The sequence below is a fragment of the Streptomyces sp. NPDC031418 genome (assembly GCF_055581605.1).
Genome location: NZ_JBVIJC010000039.1, coordinates 1 through 19409, shown reverse-complemented (window position 1 = coordinate 19409; position 19409 = coordinate 1). Strand labels below are relative to the sequence as shown.

The 19409-nt window shown below is 74.2% G+C and carries 18 protein-coding genes and 2 pseudogenes; 9 read left to right on the top strand and 11 right to left on the bottom strand.

All coding sequences use genetic code 11. The features are described from left to right. Positions 1-36: 36 nt before the first annotated feature. Together ACZ5CZ_RS37650 and ACZ5CZ_RS37645 are read right to left on the bottom strand one after the other, a co-directional pair. Positions 37-783: a class I SAM-dependent methyltransferase gene (locus ACZ5CZ_RS37650; protein ID WP_468949298.1), complete on the bottom strand. Its 747-nt coding sequence runs from the start codon at positions 781-783 to the stop codon at positions 37-39. Positions 784-788: 5 nt separating this feature from the next. Beyond that, positions 789-1094, bottom strand: coding sequence for a 4a-hydroxytetrahydrobiopterin dehydratase (locus ACZ5CZ_RS37645; RefSeq protein WP_385842884.1), 306 nt, complete (start codon positions 1092-1094; stop codon positions 789-791). 128 nt (positions 1095-1222) lie between these two features. On the opposite strand from ACZ5CZ_RS37645, the gene ACZ5CZ_RS37640 reads away from it, so the two are divergent. Beyond that, positions 1223-2050, top strand: coding sequence for a helix-turn-helix domain-containing protein (locus tag ACZ5CZ_RS37640; RefSeq protein WP_468949296.1), 828 nt, complete (start codon positions 1223-1225; stop codon positions 2048-2050). A gap of 95 nt (positions 2051-2145) precedes the next feature. Next, entirely contained in the window at positions 2146-3009 is an 864-nt protein-coding gene (locus ACZ5CZ_RS37635) for a helix-turn-helix domain-containing protein (RefSeq protein ID WP_468949294.1), read from the top strand. Positions 3010-3036: 27 nt separating this feature from the next. On the opposite strand, the gene dnaK is transcribed toward ACZ5CZ_RS37635, so the two are convergent. The 4 genes from dnaK to ACZ5CZ_RS37615 all read right to left on the bottom strand — a co-directional run bounded on the left by dnaK (position 3037) and on the right by ACZ5CZ_RS37615 (position 8223). Beyond that, on the bottom strand, positions 3037-4902 hold the full coding sequence (gene dnaK / locus ACZ5CZ_RS37630) for a molecular chaperone DnaK (protein ID WP_385842887.1): 1866 nt from the start codon (positions 4900-4902) through the stop codon (positions 3037-3039). A 130-nt stretch (positions 4903-5032) separates the two neighbouring features. Then, positions 5033-5458, bottom strand: coding sequence for an OsmC family protein (locus ACZ5CZ_RS37625; RefSeq protein WP_385842888.1), 426 nt, complete (start codon positions 5456-5458; stop codon positions 5033-5035). A gap of 125 nt (positions 5459-5583) precedes the next feature. Further along, positions 5584-7698, bottom strand: coding sequence for a phage holin family protein (locus tag ACZ5CZ_RS37620; RefSeq protein ID WP_468949292.1), 2115 nt, complete (start codon positions 7696-7698; stop codon positions 5584-5586). Between the two features lie 93 nt (positions 7699-7791). Beyond that, the gene (locus ACZ5CZ_RS37615) at positions 7792-8223 is read right to left on the bottom strand and encodes a hypothetical protein (protein WP_385842890.1); all 432 of its coding nucleotides are present in this window, start codon (positions 8221-8223) and stop codon (positions 7792-7794) included. Positions 8224-8307: 84 nt separating this feature from the next. On the opposite strand from ACZ5CZ_RS37615, the gene ACZ5CZ_RS37610 reads away from it, so the two are divergent. Together ACZ5CZ_RS37610 and ACZ5CZ_RS37605 are read left to right on the top strand one after the other, a co-directional pair. Further along, a complete protein-coding gene (locus ACZ5CZ_RS37610; RefSeq protein WP_385842891.1) occupies positions 8308-9081 on the top strand; it encodes an MBL fold metallo-hydrolase in 774 nt (257 codons plus the stop codon). A 5-nt stretch (positions 9082-9086) separates the two neighbouring features. Beyond that, the gene (locus ACZ5CZ_RS37605) at positions 9087-9707 is read left to right on the top strand and encodes a DedA family protein (RefSeq protein ID WP_385843022.1); all 621 of its coding nucleotides are present in this window, start codon (positions 9087-9089) and stop codon (positions 9705-9707) included. A gap of 4 nt (positions 9708-9711) precedes the next feature. Here ACZ5CZ_RS37605 and ACZ5CZ_RS37600 read toward each other — a convergent pair whose 3' ends face one another. The 3 genes and pseudogenes from ACZ5CZ_RS37600 to ACZ5CZ_RS37590 form a co-directional block, all read right to left on the bottom strand. Next, complete coding sequence (locus tag ACZ5CZ_RS37600) at positions 9712-10770, bottom strand: MBL fold metallo-hydrolase (RefSeq protein ID WP_468949289.1); 1059 nt, start codon at positions 10768-10770, stop codon at positions 9712-9714. Beyond that, a pseudogene (locus ACZ5CZ_RS37595) lies at positions 10767-12024 on the bottom strand (aminotransferase class I/II-fold pyridoxal phosphate-dependent enzyme). The gene ACZ5CZ_RS37600 and the pseudogene ACZ5CZ_RS37595 overlap by 4 nt, the downstream one beginning before the upstream one ends. A gap of 181 nt (positions 12025-12205) precedes the next feature. Further along, positions 12206-12778, bottom strand: a complete 573-nt coding sequence (locus ACZ5CZ_RS37590) for a hypothetical protein (protein ID WP_468949287.1) — start codon at positions 12776-12778, stop codon at positions 12206-12208. Positions 12779-13043: 265 nt separating this feature from the next. On the opposite strand from ACZ5CZ_RS37590, the gene ACZ5CZ_RS37585 reads away from it, so the two are divergent. Then, entirely contained in the window at positions 13044-14840 is a 1797-nt protein-coding gene (locus ACZ5CZ_RS37585) for a thiamine pyrophosphate-requiring protein (protein WP_385842894.1), read from the top strand. Between the two features lie 51 nt (positions 14841-14891). Here the strand turns inward: ACZ5CZ_RS37585 and ACZ5CZ_RS37580 are convergent, their stop codons facing one another. Then, complete coding sequence (locus ACZ5CZ_RS37580) at positions 14892-15848, bottom strand: EamA family transporter (RefSeq protein ID WP_468949285.1); 957 nt, start codon at positions 15846-15848, stop codon at positions 14892-14894. A 329-nt stretch (positions 15849-16177) separates the two neighbouring features. Between ACZ5CZ_RS37580 and ACZ5CZ_RS37575 the strand changes: the two genes are divergently transcribed. Genes ACZ5CZ_RS37575 through ACZ5CZ_RS37565 form a run of 3 tightly spaced genes read left to right on the top strand, consistent with a single transcriptional unit; the run spans position 16178 to position 17725 of the window. Continuing rightward, the gene (locus ACZ5CZ_RS37575) at positions 16178-16555 is read left to right on the top strand and encodes a DUF2795 domain-containing protein (RefSeq protein ID WP_385842895.1); all 378 of its coding nucleotides are present in this window, start codon (positions 16178-16180) and stop codon (positions 16553-16555) included. Continuing rightward, on the top strand, positions 16552-17166 hold the full coding sequence (locus tag ACZ5CZ_RS37570; protein ID WP_468949283.1) for a diguanylate cyclase: 615 nt from the start codon (positions 16552-16554) through the stop codon (positions 17164-17166). The genes ACZ5CZ_RS37575 and ACZ5CZ_RS37570 overlap by 4 nt, the downstream gene beginning before the upstream one ends. A gap of 16 nt (positions 17167-17182) precedes the next feature. Next, on the top strand, positions 17183-17725 hold the full coding sequence (locus tag ACZ5CZ_RS37565; RefSeq protein WP_385842897.1) for a type 1 glutamine amidotransferase domain-containing protein: 543 nt from the start codon (positions 17183-17185) through the stop codon (positions 17723-17725). A gap of 65 nt (positions 17726-17790) precedes the next feature. On the opposite strand, the pseudogene ACZ5CZ_RS37560 reads toward ACZ5CZ_RS37565, so the two are convergent. Continuing rightward, positions 17791-18101: pseudogene (locus tag ACZ5CZ_RS37560) on the bottom strand (DUF6158 family protein). Between the two features lie 33 nt (positions 18102-18134). Between ACZ5CZ_RS37560 and ACZ5CZ_RS37555 the strand changes: the two are divergent. Next, positions 18135-19250 carry a baeRF2 domain-containing protein gene (locus ACZ5CZ_RS37555; protein ID WP_468949281.1) on the top strand — a complete coding sequence of 372 codons (1116 nt, stop codon included), beginning with the start codon at positions 18135-18137 and terminating at the stop codon, positions 19248-19250. Positions 19251-19409 lie beyond the last annotated feature (159 nt).

Genomic DNA, 19409 nt, shown 5'->3' with positions numbered 1-19409 from the left:
GCTCACGGCAAAGGCGCCCCGCAGCTCGCGGTGGCCTCACTCAGCCATCGGCTTGCGGAACGCTCGCAGGGCGAAGACCGGGTCGGGGCGGGGGCGGTCCTGGTCCGGGAGGCGGGACAGGCGGGCCGCGAACTCCTCCGTGTCCGGCTCCCCCGGCGGCAGCAGGGTGAACCAGCCCCGGCGCAGGTCGGCGATGGTGCTGCGGGGGCTGCGGCCCTGGCCGATGCCCGGGAAGGAGGTGTGTCCGGCCGGCCGGAGCCCGTGCCGGGCGGCGTGCGCGGTGACCGCGGCGGTGGCGTCCTGGGCGGGGCGGCGCGGCCGGGGGGCGAGGACGGCGTCGATGTCGCTGCCGACGTCATGGGCGGCGGCCTTGTCGACGGTGGTGACATAGACACCGCCGGGCCGCAGCAGCCGGGCGCACTCGGCGACGACCGCGCCCACGTCGGCGCCGGACAGCAGATGCAGCAGCCAGATGCTGGTGACCACGTCGAAGGTGCCGCTGCGGAAGGGCAGCCGGCGGCTGTCGGCCCGCAGGATCGCGCCGGGCACCCGGGCCGCCGCCATCCGGGTCATCGCCGGGGCGAGGTCGGTGCCGGTCACCCGCAGCCCGGGCCGGGCGGCCGCGAGCCGGCGGGTGACGATACCGGTGCCGCAGCCGGCGTCGAGGAGCCGGCCGGGCCCCTCGGGGATCAGCGAGAGCACCGCTCGGGCGGCCGCTTCGGCGCGGGCCTCGCCGCCCCGGGACGCGTCGTAGACGTCGGCTTCCTTGTCGTAGTCCAGCACGCCCCTCAGTGTGCGCCGTGAGCCGGCGCGACGTCCTCCACCTTGCGGGCGAGACCGAAGTCCTTCGCGGTGAGGGCGCCGCCCGCGCTGTGCGTGTGCACGGTGAGCGAGACGGTGTTGTAGCCGAGGGTGAGGTCGGAGTGGTGGTTCAGCTCGTTCTGGATGCCGGCGATGTGCATGACCAGCGCCGCCGCGGCGATGTGCGAGTCGAGCCGGTAGGTGCGGGTGAGCCGGTCGCCGTCCACCGACCAGCCGGGCAGTTCGGCGAGCCGGTCCTCGATCTCCTTCTGCGACAGCGGTTCGACGGCCATGGGCTGTCTCCCTTCCTGGCGGGCGGTCGGGCGTATGTGTTCAGCCTGCCACGCCCGCAACCCGGGTGCGCAGGCCCGGGTCCGGACGGGCTCGTCCCGGCGCCCGCCGCTCGGCTAGGGTCGGCGGCATGACGACCGCCGCGTCCGCTCCCGCCCCGTCCGCCGCCGGCACCGGCAAGGGTGTGGGCCCGCTGCTGCGCGCCTGGCGCGAACGGCGCCGCGTCTCCCAGCTGGAACTGGCGCTCCGCGCGGACTCCTCGGCCCGGCACATCTCCTTCGTGGAGACCGGCCGGTCCCGGCCCAGCGAGGAGATGGTGCTGCGGCTGGCGGAGCATCTGGACGTGCCGGTGCGCGAGCGCAACGCGCTGCTGCTGGCGGCCGGTTACGCCCCGCACTATCCGGAGACGCCGCTGGACGACCCGGCGCTGGACGCGCTGCGCGACGGCATGGAACGCCTCATCCAGGGCTACGAGCCGTACCCGGCGCTGGTGGTGGACGCCACGTACACGGTCGTCGCCGCGAACCGGGGCATCGCGATGCTGCTGGAGGGCGTGCCGGAGCGGCTGATGTCCCCTACGCCGAATGCGATGCGGCTGACCCTGCACCCCGAGGGGCTGGCGCCGCGCATCCGGAACCTGCCGGAGTGGCGCGGCCATCTGCTGGCCCAGATGGAGCGTCAGCTCGCCCTGCACCGCTCGGAGCCGCTGCGCGCCCTGTACGAGGAGGTCGCCGCCTACCCGGTGCCCGACCCGGCGCCCGGCGGCGAACCCGAGGCGCCGGTGCCGTACTTCGCGCTGCCCCTGCGGATCGAGCACGACGGCCGGATCCTGTCGTTCGTGTCGTCGATCTCCACCTTCAACACGCCGATGGACGTCACGGTCGCCGAGCTGGCCATCGAGACCTTCCTGCCCGCGGACCCGGCGACGAGCAAATACCTGCACACACTGGCCGGTTGAGGACAGCGCGGCCCTCCGGGCGGCCGGCACCGGTGTGCGGAACGCGATCACATGACAGACTGCCCGGGTACGGCGGCGCATGGGGAGGGCGTGGCGTGAGCGAACGGCGGGCTGCGCCCACCGTGGGCCAGGTGGTGCTCGGCAAGCGGTTGCAGGAGCTGCGGGAGGCGGCGGGGCTCGGCCGGGACGAGGCCGCCCGGGTCCTGCGGGTGGCGTCGGCGACCGTGCGGCGCATGGAAATGGCCGAGGTCGCCCTCAAGATCCCCTACGTGCAGGTGCTGCTGGCCACCTACGGGGTGCCCGAGGAGGAGGCGGCCGCGTTCGTCCGGCTGGCCGAGGAGGCGAACCAGCCGGGCTGGTGGCAGCGGTTCCACGATGTGCTGCCGGACTGGTTCAGCCTGTACGTCAGCCTGGAGGGCGCCGCCCGGATCATCCGCTCCTACGAGCCGCACTTCGTGCCGGGCCTGCTCCAGACGGAGGAGTACGCCCGGGCCGTGCTGGAGGCCGGGACCATCGGGCAGTCGCGGCCGGACAGCATAGAGCGCCATGTGTCGCTGCGGATGGAGCGGCAGCGGCTGCTGGAGCGGGACGACCCGCCCCACCTGTGGGTGATCATGGACGAGACGGTGCTCCGGCGCCCGGTGAGCGCACGCCCCGAGGTGATGCGGGACCAGCTGGACCGGCTGCTGGAGTGCGCCCGGCGGGACCGGATCACGCTCCAGATAGCCGAGTTCTCCGCGGGCCCGCATCCGGGGACGTACGCGCCGTTCACGCTGTTCCGGTTCGCCGAGCCGGAGCTGCCGGACATGGTGTTCACCGAGTACCTGACCGGCGCCCTGTATCTGGACGCGCGCCGGGAGGTCGGCGCGCATCTGGAGGTGCTGGACCATATGACGGCCCGCGCCGCGTCCGCCCAGCGCACCCTGAAGCTGCTGGAGGAGTTCCGCGACGCCTGCTGAGGCCCGCCGCCGACCTGCGTCGGGGGGTCAGGCGGCGCCTCCCTTGGCATCCCGGTCCTCGTCGACGATCTCGGCGTCGACCACGCCCTCCTCGTCGGGGGCCGTGCTCTGTTCCGTGGCCGGGCCGGAGCTGCCCTGCGCGGCGGCGGACTCGTACATCGCCTGGCCCATCCGCTGGCTGACGGTGGCGAGTCGCTCGACGCCGGAGCGCAGGGCGGCCGTGTCGGCGTTCTGTTCCAGCAGGGTCTTCAGCGCGCCGACGGCCTCCTCGACCTCGCCGCGGGTGGCGTCGGGCACGCGGTCGTGGTTGTCGCGGAGGAACTTCTCGGTCTGGTACACGAGTTGCTCGGCCTGGTTGCGGGTCTCCGCGGTCTCGCGGCGCCGCCGGTCCTCCTCGGCGTACTGCTCCGCCTCCCGCATCATGCGGTCGATGTCGTCCTTGGGCAGCGCGGAGCCGCCGGTGACGGTCATCTTCTGTTCGCGGCCGGTGGCGAGGTCCTTGGCGGAGACGTGCATGATCCCGTTGGCGTCGATGTCGAACGCGACCTCGATCTGCGGGACGCCGCGCGGGGCGGGCGGCAGCCCGGTGAGGTCGAAGACGCCGAGCTTCTTGTTGTAGGCGGCGATCTCGCGTTCGCCCTGGTAGACCTGGATGGCGACGGAGGGCTGGTTGTCCTCGGCGGTGGTGAAGATCTCCGAGCGGCGGGTGGGGATCGTGGTGTTGCGCTCGATCAGCTTGGTCATGATGCCGCCCTTGGTCTCGATGCCCAGGGACAGCGGGGTGACGTCCAGCAGCAGGACGTCCTTGACGTCGCCGCGCAGCACGCCCGCCTGGAGGGCGGCGCCGACGGCGACGACCTCGTCGGGGTTGACGCCCTTGTGCGGGTCCTTGCCGGTGAGGTCGCGGACCAGGTCGGTGACGGCGGGCATCCGGGTGGAGCCACCGACCAGGATGACGTGGTCGATCGCGGACAGCTGCACCCCGGCGTCCCGGACCGCCTGGTGGAAGGGGGTCGTGCAGCGCTCCAGCAGGTCGGCGGTCAGCTCCTGGAACTGGGCGCGGGTGAGCTTCTCGTCCAGGTGCAGCGGGCCCTCGGCGGACGCGGTGATGTAGGGCAGGTTGATCGAGGTCTCGGTGGACGAGGACAGCTCGATCTTGGCCTTCTCGGCGGCCTCCCGCAGCCGCTGCACCGCCATCTTGTCGGCGGCGAGATCGATGCCGTACTGCCCCTTGAACCGCTGCACCAGGTGCTCCACGATCCGCTGGTCCCAGTCGTCGCCGCCCAGATGGGTGTCGCCGTTGGTGGCCTTGACCTCGATGACGCCCTCGCCGATCTCCAGCAGGGACACGTCGAAGGTGCCGCCGCCCAGGTCGAAGACGAGGACCGTCTGCTCCTCGCCGCGGTCCAGGCCGTAGGCGAGGGCGGCGGCGGTCGGCTCGTTGATGATCCGCAGCACCTTCAGGCCCGCGATCTCGCCGGCCTCCTTGGTCGCCTGCCGCTGGGTGTCGTCGAAGTACGCCGGTACGGTGATCACCGCGTCCGTGACGTCCTCGCCGAGGTAGGCCTCCGCGTCCCGCTTCAGCTTCTGCAACACCCGCGCGGACAGCTCCTGGGCGCGGAACCGGGTGCCGTCCACCGAGCCCTGCTCGGGGAAGCGCCAGGCCGCGTCGCCCATGTGCCGTTTCACCGAGCGGGCGGTGCGCTCCACGTTGGTCACGGCCTGCCGCTTGGCGACCTCGCCGACCAGTACCTCGCCGTTCTTCGCGAACGCCACCACGGAGGGGGTGGTGCGCGCGCCCTCGGCGTTGGCGACGACCGTGGGCTCGCCGCCCTCCAGGACGGCCACCACCGAGTTCGTCGTCCCGAGATCGATCCCGACCGCTCGTGCCATGATCCGTCCCCTTCCACCCGGGCGCACCTCCAGCACAGGACGTGCGTACGGCCTTGTCAATGCACGGGTGCCCAGGAACGGCGATGCCGCGCCCCCCGGCGGGAACGCGGCATCCGGCGGCGCGCGGGCGTCAGGCCAGCTCGGCCGTCAGGGTGATGGTCGTACCGGCCAGGGCCTGGCTGACCGGGCAGTTCTTCTTGGCGTCCTCGGCGGCCGAGGCGAAGCCCTCCGCGTCCAGGCCGGGCACCTCGCCGCGCACGGTGAGGTGGATGCCGGTGATGCCCTCACCGGGCTGGAAGGTGACGTCGGCCTTGGTCTCCAGCCGGGTGGGCGGGGTGCCGGCGCCGGCCAGGCCGTGGGAGAGGGCCATGGAGAAGCAGCTGGAGTGGGCGGCGGCGATCAGCTCCTCCGGGCTGGTCTTGCCATTCGCCTGCTCGGCGCGCGACGGCCACGACACCGGCTGCGAGCCGATGCCGGAGGAGTCGAAGGTGACGACGCCGTTCCCCTCGAGCAGGTTGCCTTCCCATTCGGTGTGCGCGGTGCGCGTGGTGGCCACGTTGGTTCCTTTCACGTGAAGTCGCGTTGTGCGGGTCTTCCGTGCCCTATCCGATCACATCCGCGCTCCGCGCAGGCCGAAGACCGTCACTCCGCGCGGTGAACGGCGCGCGAAGCGGCCCGGCTTCAGGCGGCCCGTTCCTCCTCGGCGGCCGTGCCGAGCGGGACCTGGGGGCCGTTCAGCTCGGCCAGCCAGCGGCGCAGGATGCGGTGCACCGCCTCGGCGCCGACCGGTTCCGCCCCGTCGTCGGCCGGTGCGGACAGTGTCAGCGGGGACAGCAGGAACGGCCGGGACTGGGCGCCGCCGAGCCCGCCGTGGGAGCCGATCTGCTCCTCGAAGGCGAGGACTTCGCCGTCGGCGGGGTCGAAGGCGGAGTTGACCATGATGTCGGCGGTGTGCGGGAAGCTGTGGCTGCGGCGGACGGCGTCGGCCGCACCGGGGCCGAAGCGGGCCAGCGGGCCGGGGTCGGTGTCGAGGTCGGCCAGCGGGATCTGGACGCCGTGCGCGCCGAGCACCAGGCCGTCGTGCTCGGCGCTGCGCACCAGCAGGAAGCCGATGCCCGGGTGGTCGGCGAGGGTGCCGAGCAGGGCGGGATGGCGGGCGTCGATCTCCTCCTTGGTCATGCGGTGGGGCACGTCCGGGAAGGCGACCAGTCCGAGGTTGCCGGAGGCGAGCACGATCGGCTCGGTGCCGCGGGCGGGCCGGTGCTGCTCGCGGTGCTCCTCCACGGGCCGGCCCAGGGCGGCCCGGACGGCGGCCCGGGCCTCGGCGCCGCTGTGTGTGCGTTCCGCCCGGCGCGGTACGGGCAGTCCGCAGCCGGCCCGGACGAGGTCGCCGAGGGTGAGGCCGTAGCGGGAGCGGAAGGTTTCGCCGAGGCTCTGCCCGTGGTCGGAGAGGACCACGATCCGGTAGGGGCGCGGGGCGTGTTCGGCGACCCGTTCGAGGAGGGCGAGGGACCGGTCGAGGCGCTGGAGGACCTTCTCGGCGTCGCGGCTGTGCGGGCCGGAGTGGTGGGCCACCTCGTCGTAGGCGACGAGGTCGGCGTAGACGGCGGTACGGCCGGCGAGCATGTCGCCCATCACCGCGGCGACGACGACATCGCGTTCCACGACGGTGGCGAAGGCGCGGATCAGGGGGTAGAGGCCGCCGCGGCTCACCCGTGGGCGCTGCCGGCAAAGGCGGGCGCGGACGGACTGGCCGATCTCCCGGGCCACCTCGGCGACGAAGGACAGGGCGGTGCGGACGGCGTTGGCCGGGTCGGAGAAGTAGGCGAAGTAACCGGCGCGGGAACGGTTCTCCCGGTCTCGGCGGCGGACCGCGATGGACAGCACGAGGGCCTGTTCGCCGGCGCCGCCGCTGAACAGGTTGCCGCGGCTGGCGCCGTCGACGGCGAGCAGTCCGCCGTCACCGGTGCGCAGCACGGCGCGGCGCTGCAACTCGATGGCGCTCGCGGGCCGGTTGCACACCATCACCTCGCCCCGGTCCTTCTCGTACCAGCGGAAGGCCGGCACGTCGAAGGTGCTGCCGTGCAGGATGCCGAGCTGGCTGGCGCCGGTCTGGCTGGACCAGTCGGTGCGCCAGGGGGTGAGGAGGTGCGTCGGCGGGGTGCGGTCGGCGGCCGCCCGCGCACCGTCCTCGGTGTCCGGCTGCTCCGCCGCCAGCCAGCGGGCGACCGTGGGCATCAGCCCCGTGCGGACGGCCCCGGTGAGGACGTCGTGACCGACCCCGTCGAGCTGGACGACGAGCAGGCCGGGCGTCGCGGGGCAGCCCGGGCCCGGTCTGCGGCGGCGGGCGGCGAGGCGGTGCAGCCGGCGCCGGTAGGCCTCGTCGTCCCGGACGGCGAGGGCGGCGCCGGTGGCCGAGGCGACGGCGGACATCACGGCGGCCACGATGACGGCGGTCTCCGGGGCGGCCGCGCCCCGGCCGGAGGGGTTGATGCGCAGGGCGAGCAGCAGCAGGGAGCCGTTGAGGAAGAAGACCAGCAGGCCGAGGACGAGGGCCGGGACGAGCAGCAGCAGCCGCACCAGCAGCGGCCACACCACGGCCGACAGGACGCCGAACGCCCCCGCGCCGCAGGCGGCCGTGACGGCGATGCGGGTGGCGCTGTCACCGTCGGCGGACTGGAGCTGGAAGTCGGGCAGGGCCGCGGCGAGGACCAGCATGGTGAGGGTGGACACCGCCCATACGGCGACACTGCGCCCGACCTGACCGACGACCCGCCGCCATCGCACACCCCGCACGCCCCGCACCCCTCGCATCCCGGCCCCGCTCGACCGATTCGGGGCCGCCCCCCACCTTGTCACACGGCCGGAACCGCGGGCCGGGCCCCCGGGTCAGCGTCCGTCGTACCCGGCCGTCGGCATGGACAGGCGGCGGTGCACCCGCGCCTTCATCTGGGCGTCGTACGACGGTTCGGCCCGCCCCACCGTCTCCACGCGCACCCCGCGCCGTGCGCACTCGGCGGTGAACGCCTCCACCGAGGACAGGGCGCGCTCGAGCACCCGCAGGCTGGGCGCGACGAACACGTCCACCCCGGGCCGCACCCCTTCCCACAGTGCGCAATGGTCGTAACGCAGCCCGCCGAGGAGAAGTTCCCGGGCGACGACATAGCCGTGTTCGGCCGCCCAGCGGGCGCACATGGCGTGCTGGCTGCGGGAGTCCACCAGGAAGGGGTCGGCCTCCAGCTGCTCCAGCGGGGTGAGGCTGGCGATGGTGGTGATCCGTACCGGCGTGCGCACGCCGAAGGCACCCCGTGGCTGTCCCATGGCGTCCCCCTCACCTCCGGGTTTCGCCGCCGACCCTACTCCTGCCCGTAGGCTTCGGGGAGTCGCGCGAAGGGGGCGAAGAGGGTGCCGGTGGAGATCACCTGGTGGGGCCATGCCACCTGCACGGTGGAGGACGCGAACACACGGGTGCTCACCGATCCGCTGTTCGCCCGCCGGCTGGCGCATCTGCGCCGCCGCCGCGGTGCCGTGCCGCCCGCCGAGGCCCGCCGCGCGGACCTGGTGCTCGTCTCCCATCTGCACGCCGACCATCTGCATCCGCCGTCGCTGGCGGCGCTGGCCCCGGGCACGCGCCTGCTCGTGCCCCGGGGCGCACCACGGGCGGTCCCGGGCCTGCGCCGGCTGCGGCACCTGCGCCTGACCGAGGTGGTCCCCGGGGACGAGGTGCGGGCCGGCGGGGTGTCGGTGCGGGTGGTGCCGGCCCTGCACGACGGGCGGCGGCTGCCGGTGGGCCCGCGCCGCTCCCCCGCGCTCGGTTACGTGGTGACGGGCGAGGCCCGGACCTACTTCGCCGGGGACACCGGGCTGTTCGACGCGATGGCCGAGCGGGTCGGGCCGGTGGACGTGGCGCTGCTGCCGGTGGGCGGCTGGGGGCCGTATCTCGGCGAGGGGCATCTGGACGCGGGGCGGGCGGCGCGGGCGCTGGCCCGGCTGGCGCCGCGGGCCGCGGTACCGGTGCACTACGGGACGTACTGGCCCCTCGGCATGGACGCGGTCCGGCCGCACGAGTTCCATGCGCCGGGTGACGAGTTCGTGCGGCTGGCGGCGGTGGCCGCGCCGTCGGTGGCGGTGCACCGGCTCGGGCACGGGGAGAGCGTACGGCTGGAGTTCGCCCGGTGAGCTGGCTGTCCGCGATAGCCCTGGCCGCGGGTGAGGCCCGGCCGGTGCCGCCGGAGTCGACGCAACAGGCGCTCGGCTATCCGTCGTTGTTCCTGCTGGTGCTGATCGGCGCGCTGGTGCCGGTGGTGCCGACGGGGGCGCTGGTGAGTTCGGCGGCGGTGGTGGCGTTCCATCAGACGGCGCCGTTCTCGCTGGCGTTGGTCTTCGTGACGGCGTCGCTGGCCGCCTTCCTGGGCGACGCGGCGCTGTACTGGCTGGGGCGGCGGGGGCTGCGGTCGAGGAACGGTTCGCGGTGGCTGGAGGCGATCCGGTCGCGGGCGCCTGAGGAGCGGCTGGACCAGGCGCGGACCAGGCTGGCCGAGCACGGGGTCGCGGTGCTGGTGCTGTCCCGGCTGGTGCCCGCCGGGCGGGTGCCGGTGATGCTGGCCTGTCTGCTGGCGGAGTGGCCGCTGCGGCGGTTCTCCCGGGGCAACGCGGTCGCCTGTCTGGCGTGGGCGGCCACCTATCAGGTGATCGGGGTTCTGGGCGGTTCGCTGTTCCCGGAACCCTGGGAGGGCGTGGTGGTGGCGGTGGGGCTGACCGTGCTGTTCAGTGCGGCGCCGGGTGTGGTGCGCCGGTTGCGGTAGCGCCTCACTCGAGCACCCCGGAGGCTCCCACCGGCAGATCCCACAGGTTCTCCCGGTCGAGTCCCGCCTTCTCCCAGGCCGTCCGCACCCTGGTGAGGGGTTCCAGGACCGGCTCGGCCGAGAGGATGAAGGTGCCCCAGTGCATGGGGGCCATCCGGCGGGCGCCCAGGTCGAGGGTGGCCCGGACCGCCTCCTCCGGGTCGCAGTGGACGTCGCTGAGCCACCACCGGGGGTCGTAGGCGCCGATGGGCATCAGGGCGAGGTCGATGCCGGGGTAGCGGCGGCCGATGCGGGAGAACCAGTGGCCGTATCCGGTGTCGCCGGCGAAGTAGAGGCGCTGTCCCTCCGCCGAGGTGAGCACCCAGCCGCCCCAGAGGCTGTGGCAGGTGTCGGTCAGGGTGCGCTTGGACCAGTGGTGGGCGGGGACGAAGTCGAAGCGGACCCCGGACAGTTCGGCCCCCTCCCACCAGTCCAGCTCGGTGACGCAGCCGAACCGGCGGCGCAGGAACCAGCGGCCGAGGCCGGCCGGGACGAACACGGGCGTGTCGCGCGGGAGCCGGCGCAGGGTGGGGGCGTCCAGGTGGTCGTAGTGGTTGTGGCTGATGACCACGGCGTCGACCCGGGGCAGGGTGTCCCAGGGCACGCCCACGGGGGTGATACGGGCGGGGGTGCCGAGGATCCGACGGGACCAGACGGGGTCGGTGAGCACGGTGAGCCCGCCGATGCGCACGATCCAGCTGGCGTGTCCGGCCCAGGTCACGGCGAGGCCGCGGGTGCCGACGCGGGGCAGCGCGGCGGGGGCGTACGGCAGCCGGGAGATGTCGGCGAGGCCGTCGGGGCGGGGGCGTACGGCGCCCTCGCGGGCGAACCGGGCCAGGGCCTTCAGGCCGGGCAGGGGGGCGGTGAGCCGGTCGTGGAAGGTGCGGGGCCACACGCGGTGTTCGCCGAGCGGGCGGGGTTCGGCCAGCGGGGGGAAGGGGGCCGCCAGGGGAGCCGGCGCGCCGGGCAGGGAGGCGGTGGGAGCCGTCCGGGCCGGTCCGGGCTCTTGCGTCTGCTGCGTCATCGAGGAGGCTCCCATCGCTTAAGCGTCGTCGCGGAGATCGTCGAAGACAGACCTCAAGGAGATCAATGCGCGGTGCACATGGGGCAGTTCCAACGGCTCGGGTGACGTGAGGCATTCCGCGCGTTCCTCGTCCGTGCCGCCCAGCAGGGGCCCGGTGGCGAGGCGTACGCGCAGCGCGCCGAGGTCGTCGCCGAAGCGGTGGCCGCCGGGCGCGGGCATGCCCAGCCGGGCGGTGAGGAGGTCCTCCAGCTCCTGTGCGTCGCCGACGCCGCGGTCCGCGAGCACCTCGCGCAGCGGGCCGAGGTCGGCGTAGAGGTGGCGCCCGGCCTGCGGCGGCCGGGCGAGCGCCCCGCCGGCCACGACCGCGGCGTGCGCGGCGGCGGCCACCCGCGCGTGCAGCCGTACGGTGGCCTCGCGGCGGGCGAAGAGGGGTTCGGGTTCGTCGAGGGCGTAGCCGGCGGCCGCGGCGAGCGGGGCGGCGATCCGTGCGCCGAGCGCGGTGAGGATGTCGAGCACGCGCGCGTGGAGGTGCCGTCCGGTGTCGGTGGCGGGGAAGCGGGCCACGGCGGCGGGCCAGCCGGGCGGCAGCAGGGCGCCGGCCAGGTCGGTGACGACGACGACCCGGTCGGGCCGCATCTCGGCGGGGCTGAGCAGCACGGTCTCGCGGGGGGCGTGCACGGTGTCCCGCCAGGTCTCGTCGCTGACCAGGTACAGGCCCTCGTCCGCGGCGGCCTCGACGGTCTCGTGCAGCAGTTCGGGCGGGGCGACGGTGGCGGTGGGGTCGTCGGCGACCGACAGCACCAGCAGCCGCGGGTCACCGCCCTCCGCGCGGACCCGGCGGACGGTCTCCAGCAGGGCGTACGGGTCGGGGACGCCGCCGCTCTCGGCGGGCGTGGGCACATGGAAGACGGGCCGGCCGAGGAGCCTGGCGTAGGGAGCCCACCAGGCGGCGCAGGGGCGGGGCACGAGGACGTCGGCGCCGTCGCCGGCGAGTGCGGCGGTCAGCGCGAGCAGCAGCGCCGGGGCGCCGGGGCCGGCGGCCACCTGGTCGGGGATGCTGGGCAGGCCGCGCCGGGTCCAGTAGCCGCAGGCCGCCTCCAGCAGGGCGGGGGCGCCGCCGACGGGCTGGGCGTCGGTGCGGTGCGCGGCCGCGGCGAGGACGGCGGAGAGTTCGGGGAGCACGGGGAGGCCGTCGCCGGGCAGGGGTGGGCCGTAGCGGACGGGTCCGTGGTCCTCGGGGTCCGTCCGCCGCATGTCCGCCTCCGCGCAGTCCGTGTTGCTCTACCGTCTACCGCCTACCGTTCGGTGTATTCCGTGTTCCGCGTAGTGCGTTCCGTGTTCTGTGTTCCGCGGTCCGTGTTCTGCGGTTGGTGTGATGCGGTTTTCCGTGGGCGGTCCGGCGTGTGCCGCGGTGCGTGGTCCGTGGTCCGCCGGGTCATGCCCGCCCCGGCCCGCCGGTGCGCCGCAGGCGGCCCCGCAGCCGGTAGGCGGCTCCCGCGCCGGCCCCGGCGACGAGGATGCCGCCGGCCACCAGCGCGGGGACCGAGCCGCCGAGGCTGCCTCCGGTTCCGGCCCCGACTCCGTGCTGCACCGCGGCCGGGGCGCAGCCGTCGTCGGTGCGCGGCTCACGGCAGCCGTGGTCGTCGTACTCGGGGAGGAGGGGGCGGGTGTCCCCGTGGGGGTCGGCATGGGTGTCGGCATGGGTGTCACCGTGAGTGTCACCAGGGGTGTCGCCGTGAGCGTTCCCCGGGGCGTCGCCGTGGCCGGATGGTTCGGGGCGGGCGCTCCAGGGCTGGGCGGCCTTGCCGGGGGCGGCGGGGCAGGCGCCGTCGACGCCGGACGCGGTGTCCGGGCCGCCGCCCGCCGGGTCGCCCACGGAATCGCAGGTGAGGGAGATAGCGCCGGGGCCGGCCTCGGCGGCAAGGTCCGCACCGGCGGCGGGCCCGGCTATGGCGAGCGAGGCGCCCACGGCGAGGGCGACGGACAGGGCGCGGGCGGTGCTGCGCATCGGCGGGCTCCTCGGCGAGCGGTGACGGACAACGAGGGGCGGACGGCGGTACGGCGGTTGCGCGGCGCGTGTGTGCCCTCGCTGCCATCACAGCCCGGCGGACGGCGTACCGCGCGCGGCCGGAGCCCATTCGCGGGACAGACGCGGCCGGCCGGGTGACAGCGGGACCGCCCGCCGCCTCCCGGAGGTTTTCCGGCCGCCGCCCAGGTGACTCGGTATCCGCTGACCGGATCGTCCGTTCCGCATGCACGGGGAGGTCCCCTCGATGAGCACCAAGGTCTCCGACCACATTCTGGAGCGGCTGCGCGCCTGGGGCGTGGAGCAGGTCTTCGGCTATCCCGGCGACGGCATCAACGGGCTGCTCGCCGCCTGGGGCCGGGCCGAGGACAAGCCCCGGTTCATCCAGTCCCGGCACGAGGAGATGTCCGCCTTCGAGGCGGTCGGGTTCGCGAAGTTCAGCGGCCGTATCGGGGTGTGCGCGGCGACCTCAGGGCCGGGCGCCATCCATCTGCTGAACGGGCTGTACGACGCCAAGCTGGACCATGTGCCGGTGCTGGCGATCGTCGGCCAGACGAACCGGACCGCGATGGGCGGCTCCTACCAGCAGGAAGTCGACCTGCACACGCTGTACAAGGACGTCGCCTCGGACTTCGTGGAGACCGTGACGGTGCCCGAGCAGCTGCCGAACGTGCTGGACCGGGCGATCCGCACGGCCTACGCGCGGCGCTCCCCGACGGCGCTGATCATCCCGGGCGATGTGCAGGAGCTGGACTACTCGCCGCCGACGCACGCGTTCAAGATGGTGCCCTCCAGCCTGGGCATGAGCGAGTACACGGCCACGCCGACGGACGATGCGCTGCGCCGCGCGGCGGACGTGCTGAACGCGGGCGACAAGGTGGCGATCCTCGTCGGGCAGGGCGCGGCCGGCGCGGTCGCGGAGGTGCAGGAGATCGCCGAGCTGCTCGGCGCGGGCGTCGCGAAGGCGCTGCTCGGCAAGGACGTGCTCAGTGACGAGCTGCCGTACGTCACCGGGCCCATCGGACTGCTGGGCAGCCGGCCGTCGTACGAGCTGATGCGGGACTGCGACACCCTGCTGACCATCGGTTCGTCCTTCCCGTACACGCAGTTCATGCCGGAGTTCGGCAAGGCGCGCGGGGTGCAGATCGACATCGACCCGCACATGATCGGCATGCGGTATCCGTACGAGGTGAACCTGGTCGGCGACGCCCGGGCGACGCTGCGGCGGCTGATCCCGCTGCTGAACGCCGACCGGGGCGGGCGCGAGTGGTACGACACGGTGTGCGCGAACGTACGGCGCTGGCACGAGACGATGGAGCGGCGGGCCGGGCTGTCCGCGGACCCGATCAACCCGGAGTACGTCGCCCGGGCGCTGGACCCGCTGCTGCCGGACGACGCGATCCTGACCTCGGACTCGGGCTCGGTGGCGAACTGGTACGCCCGGCACATCACCATGCGGCCCGGCATGCGCGGTTCGCTGTCGGGGACGCTGGCCACGATGGGGCCGGGGGTGCCGTACGCGATCGGGGCGAAGTTCGCGCACCCGGACCGTCCGGTGGTCGCGCTGGTCGGCGATGGCGCGATGCAGATGAACGGGCTGGCGGAGATGATCACCGCGGCGAAGTACCAGGACCGCTGGTCGGATCCGCGGCTGGTGGTGGGCGTGTGGAACAACCGCGATCTGAACCAGGTGACCTGGGAGATGCGGGCGATGGAGGGTGCTCCCTCCTTCCTGCCCTCGCAGGAGATCCCGGACGTGCAGTACGCGGCCTTCGCGCGGTCGCTGGGGCTGACCGGGGTGCGGGTGGAGAAGCCCGAGGACGTCGAGGCGGGCTGGCGGGCGGCGCTGGCCGCCGACGGGCCGGCCGTGATCGAGTTCCTCACCGATCCCGCCGTACCCCCGATTCCGCCGCACGCCACCTGGGAGCAGATGGAGGCGACGGCCGCGTCCATCCTGAAGGGCGACGCGGACCGTGGCTCGGTCATCAAGCAGGGGCTGAAGGCGAAGATGCAGGAGTTCCTGCCGGGCCGCGACAAGCACTAGCGCGTGGCGCTCGTACACCACGCGGCACCGGCAGGAACCCGGGCGGAGACCCTAGCCGCGACGGCCGGGGAGCGTCAGGGCGGTCAGGCCGAGGGCGAGGACGGCCAGCCCGCACCAGGAGGCGGCGGGCAGGGTCTCGCCGAGGACGGTGACGCCCAGGACCGCGGCCACGGCGGGCTCGGCCAGGGTCAGTGTCGTCGCGACCGACGCCGGGGTGCGGCGCAGCCCGTGTCCGAAGAGCCGGTAGGCGAGGAAGCCGCTGAACAGGGCCAGGTAGCCCGCCACCGCGGCGCCCCGGACGGTGCCGAGCCAGTGCGGGCCGGCGGCCAGGACGAGCGGGACGCAGAGCAGCCCGGCCGCACCGAAGAGCACGCCCATGACCGCGCCGGACGGGTGTCCGCGGGTGATGAGGGTGCCGGCGATCAGCGAGTAGCCGGCGTAGGACAGCCCGGCGCCCGCGGCGAGCGCGATGCCGACGAGGTCCGTCGGGGCTGTGGCACCGCTGAGGGTGGGGCCCAGCACCAGAAGGGTGCAGCCGAGGACGGCGGCCGCGGTGGCGCCGGTCCAGCGTGCGGTCGGCCGGGACCGGCCGGTGAGCCAGCACAGCAGGCCGGTGAAGACCGGTGCGCTGCCCAGTGCGATCACGGTGGCCACGGCCACCCCGGTGCGGGCGACCGCCGGGTAGAAGGTGACGGGATACCCGGCCACCGCGAGGGCGCCCACGACGAGCAGCCGGCGCTCGGCGCGGGTGCAGGCGGCCGGCAGCGAGCGGGCGCCGCGGGCGGTGAGGAGCAGCAGCAGCCCGCTGAGCGCGAGCCCGGCGCAGCCGATGGCCGCGGCCGGTGCGCCGGCCGGCGCCAGGGAGCCCGCGGTCCCGGTCGTGCCCCACAGCACGGCCGAGGCGAGGATCGGTGCGGGTCCGCCGAGGAGGCGGGTACGGGAACGGCGCGGGCGCGTTGCGGCGGGCGCGGCAGGAGCAGGAGTGGTGGTGCGGTTCGGCACGGTCACGGTCGTGGCCTTCTGTCGTCACGGCGTTTCGGGACTTCGCGTCGAAACGGGCGCACGACAGGAACCCCTGACCGCCCGGTGGGGCCGGTCGGGGCCGGGAGCCGGTCGTCGCTGCCTGCGCCCTCAGGCGCCGAGCGGCGGAAGGGCGATGTGCCAGTAGGTGTTCACCCGCGCATCGTAGCTGCTCGCAGCCGGTGCGCGGGCTCCCGTATCCGCGCCCGGCACTCGTCGGGGACGGGCTGTTATGCGGCTGTCTGGACGGGTACGCGTGTGCGCACCGAGCCGATCGGTGGCCACGATGCGGATCTTCGACCCTCTTGGAGGAGGACATGCAGCGAGGCAGTGACCGGTTGAACGTCCACCGGGACGACGAGATGAAGCACGAGCTGCGGGGCATGCTGCGGTCCGGGCATCCGACGCGGGTCGAGGAGTGGCACGACGTGGAGCCGGCCGCCGACGACGACCCGGAGGTGACCAGCGGACCGGTGGGCGGACTGGGCGCACCGGCGTCGCTGGAGCGGACGCGACTGGAGCTGGCCCGGCACCTGAGCCGGCACGCGTTCCCGGCCCGGGCCGGGGATCTGGCCCGGTCGCTGCGCCGGGGCAACGCGCCCGGCGCCCTGGTCGACGGGGTGGCCCGGCTGCCGCACGGGGACCGCTTCGACACGGTGAGCCAGCTGGCCGAGGCGCTGGTGGGCGGCGCATGAGCCGAGACCAGGCGGCGGACATCGCGCGCGGCACGACCATGGACGTCGGTGATGTCACCACGCGGTTTCTGCTCTACGGGCTGCTGCCCGGCTGGTTCGTGCCGGGGCTCGCCGACTGGGCGATGCACCGGCGCACCCGGATCGAGGACACGGCGGGGACGAAGGAGTCCCTGATCCACTCGCTGATGATGGCGGAGGTCGGCCTGCCCATCGTGCTGACCCTGCGCTACGAGGTGAACCCGCTGCTGCTGGCCGTGCAGCTCGGCGCGGCCGCGGTGCACGAGGCGACCGCGCTGTGGGACGTACGCACGGCCGTGGACAGCGACCGCGCGGTGCGGCCGGTCGAGCAGCACATCCACAGCTTTCTGGAGTCGCTGCCGTTCGGCGGGCTGGCCTCGCTGATGTGCCTGCACTCCGACCAGGTGCGGTCGCTGCTGCGGGGCGGGCGCGGCGACCCGGACGCGTGGCGTCTGGTCCGCCGCCGGCGGCCGCTGTCCCCCGGCTATCTGGCGGGGATCGGCCTGGCGATCGGCGCGTGTGTGCTGCTGCCGTACGGCGAGGAGCTGCTGCGCTGCCGGCGGGCGGCGCGGGCGAGGAAACGGAACCGGTGAAAGGAGGCGGAGAATCGTGCGTATCGCGTTTCTGGTGGCGCCCGAGGGCGTCGAGCAGGTGGAGCTGACCGAGCCGTGGAAGGCGGCCTCCGACGCCGGGCACGAACCGGTGCTGGTGTCGACGAAGGCCGGGGAGATCCAGGCGTTCGACCATCTGGACAAGGCGGACACGTTCCCCGTGGACGAGGTGGTGGGCGAGACCTCGGCGGGCTCGTTCGGCGGGCTGGTGCTGCCGGGCGGGGTGGCCAATCCGGACTTCCTGCGGATGGACGAGAAGGCCGTCGCCTTCGTCCGGGACTTCTTCGAGGGAGGCCGGCCGGTCGCGGCGATCTGCCACGCCCCGTGGACGCTGGTGGAGGCGGACGTCGTACGGGGCCGGGTGCTGACCTCGTGGCCCAGCCTGCGCACGGACATCCGCAACGCGGGCGGCACCTGGGTGGACGAGCGGGTCAAGATCTGCGACCACGGCTCCAACCAGCTGGTGACCAGCCGTAAGCCGGACGATCTGAAGGCGTTCTGCGACGCGTTCCTGCATGTCTTCGCCGGGGAGCCCGGCTGACGGACCTACCGCGCGTCAGGGGCCGGCCCGCTCGGGCCGGCCCCTGGCGCCTGTCCGGGCGCCGGTCAGGTACCGGAGGTGCCCGGAGCCGCCGCCTCTGCGCAGCCGCGCTCCCGGGCGCCCTCGCGGGTGCGGCCCGCGCTGACCAGGCGGCGCGGGTTGCGGCGCAGGTACTCGCCCTCCAGCTGGGCCATGCGCTCGTTGTGGGCGCGCAGCGCGTCGTTCGAGCCATAGAGGAGGGTGTCGTGGCGTGTGCGGTGGATCGTCTCCAGCTCCTTCATGAGCTGCTGGTCGTCCAGTCGGCTGGGCTCGACTCCGGTCATGGTGTTCCCCGCTCGTCGTGTTCGTGTCTGCGGTCCGGGTACCCGCCCGGCATGCAATGCCTCCGAGCGATGTCCGGGAGGAATCCATGGAGCTAGGGTTCTTGAATCCACTGTACGAACATCCGGGGTCGTGGGCCTCCGCATATGTGGACACCTCCCTGCACACCGAGGACCAGCAGCAGCGGCGCCATCTGATCGCCCAGTCGGTGGCCCGGGAGCTGGCCGCGCAGGGAGCGGACGAGGCCACCTGCCGGGCGGTGTTCGAGGCCGCCGAGCGGCTGCGGCACGCGCCCGAGCCGTACGGCAGGGCCGTGTTCGCCCGGGACGGCGAGGTGGTCCTGGAGGTGCCGCTGACCTCGGGACCGCAGGACAGTGAGGCGTACTGGGGCACGCTGCCCCGGGTGACGCCGCTGCTGGACCTGGCCGGTGAGGATCCGGTGTCGCTGGTGGCCTACATCGACCGCACGGGCGCGGTCCTCGAGCTGCGCAGCGCGCTGCTGCACGAGCAGGCCGGGCAGGTGACCGGTCGGCAGTGGCCGATGCACCGGTCGAAGGCGTCCGACTGGTCGGAGCGGCACTTCCAGCTGAAGGTCGAGAACACCTGGGAGCACAACGCCCGCGAGATCGCCGGGGCGCTGGCGGCCTGTCAGGAGGAGACCGGCGCCGATCTGCTGATCCTCTGCGGGGAGGAGCGGGAGTGCCGCTCGGTGCACGAGCAGCTGCCCCAGCAGCTCCAGGACCGTGCCGTCGAAACGGCGCACGGCATGGGCAGCCGCCTGCTGCCCGAGGAGGTCGCGGAGATCCGCGCCCGGCATGTGCGGGAGCGGCTGCTGGCCGAGGTGGAGCGGTACCGGGCGGCCCGGGCGCCGAAGGCGCAGGCGCGAGCGGCGGCCGTGGAGGGCGTGCCGGGGCTGATCGAGGCGGCGCGGGAGCACCGGCTCGCGGAGCTGCTGATCCGCCCGGACGCGCCGGACGCCGGCCGTGAGGTGTGGATCGGTGAGGATCCGGACCAGCTGGCCGCCCGGCGCAGCGAGTTGCGGAACCTCGGTGAGCGGCAGGCGTGGCCGGCCCGCGCCGATGACGCGCTGGTCCGGTCGGCCGTGGTGACGGGCGCTCCGGTGGTGTCGCTGACGCCGGTGCTGGACGAGACCGGGGACGAGGTGCCGGCCGGCGGGCTGGGTGCGCTGCTGCGCTGGAAGTGAGGCGCCGGGAGCGGGGGGGGGGGGGGGGGGGGGGGGGGGGGGGTCCCCCCCCCCTCCCTCCCCTCCCCCCCCCCCCCCCCCTGAAAGGGGAAATAACAACAGGATGAAGAAAGCCTCCCCGCCCTCGGGCGAACAAGACGTTGCGTCCTGGGGAAACTA

Excerpts from the sequence above, each read along its gene's own strand:
- ACZ5CZ_RS37575 (WP_385842895.1), top strand. The coding sequence starts at position 16,178 with ATGCAGCGAGGCAGTGACCGGTTGAACGTCCACCGGGACGACGAGATG.
- ACZ5CZ_RS37585 (WP_385842894.1), top strand. The coding sequence starts at position 13,044 with ATGAGCACCAAGGTCTCCGACCACATTCTGGAGCGGCTGCGCGCCTGG.
- ACZ5CZ_RS37555 (WP_468949281.1), top strand. The coding sequence starts at position 18,135 with ATGGAGCTAGGGTTCTTGAATCCACTGTACGAACATCCGGGGTCGTGG.
- ACZ5CZ_RS37645 (WP_385842884.1), bottom strand. The coding sequence starts at position 1,094 with ATGGCCGTCGAACCGCTGTCGCAGAAGGAGATCGAGGACCGGCTCGCC.
- ACZ5CZ_RS37640 (WP_468949296.1), top strand. The coding sequence starts at position 1,223 with ATGACGACCGCCGCGTCCGCTCCCGCCCCGTCCGCCGCCGGCACCGGC.
- dnaK (WP_385842887.1), bottom strand. The coding sequence starts at position 4,902 with ATGGCACGAGCGGTCGGGATCGATCTCGGGACGACGAACTCGGTGGTG.
- ACZ5CZ_RS37615 (WP_385842890.1), bottom strand. The coding sequence starts at position 8,223 with ATGGGACAGCCACGGGGTGCCTTCGGCGTGCGCACGCCGGTACGGATC.
- ACZ5CZ_RS37600 (WP_468949289.1), bottom strand. The coding sequence starts at position 10,770 with ATGACGCAGCAGACGCAAGAGCCCGGACCGGCCCGGACGGCTCCCACC.
- ACZ5CZ_RS37570 (WP_468949283.1), top strand. The coding sequence starts at position 16,552 with ATGAGCCGAGACCAGGCGGCGGACATCGCGCGCGGCACGACCATGGAC.
- ACZ5CZ_RS37590 (WP_468949287.1), bottom strand. The coding sequence starts at position 12,778 with ATGCGCAGCACCGCCCGCGCCCTGTCCGTCGCCCTCGCCGTGGGCGCC.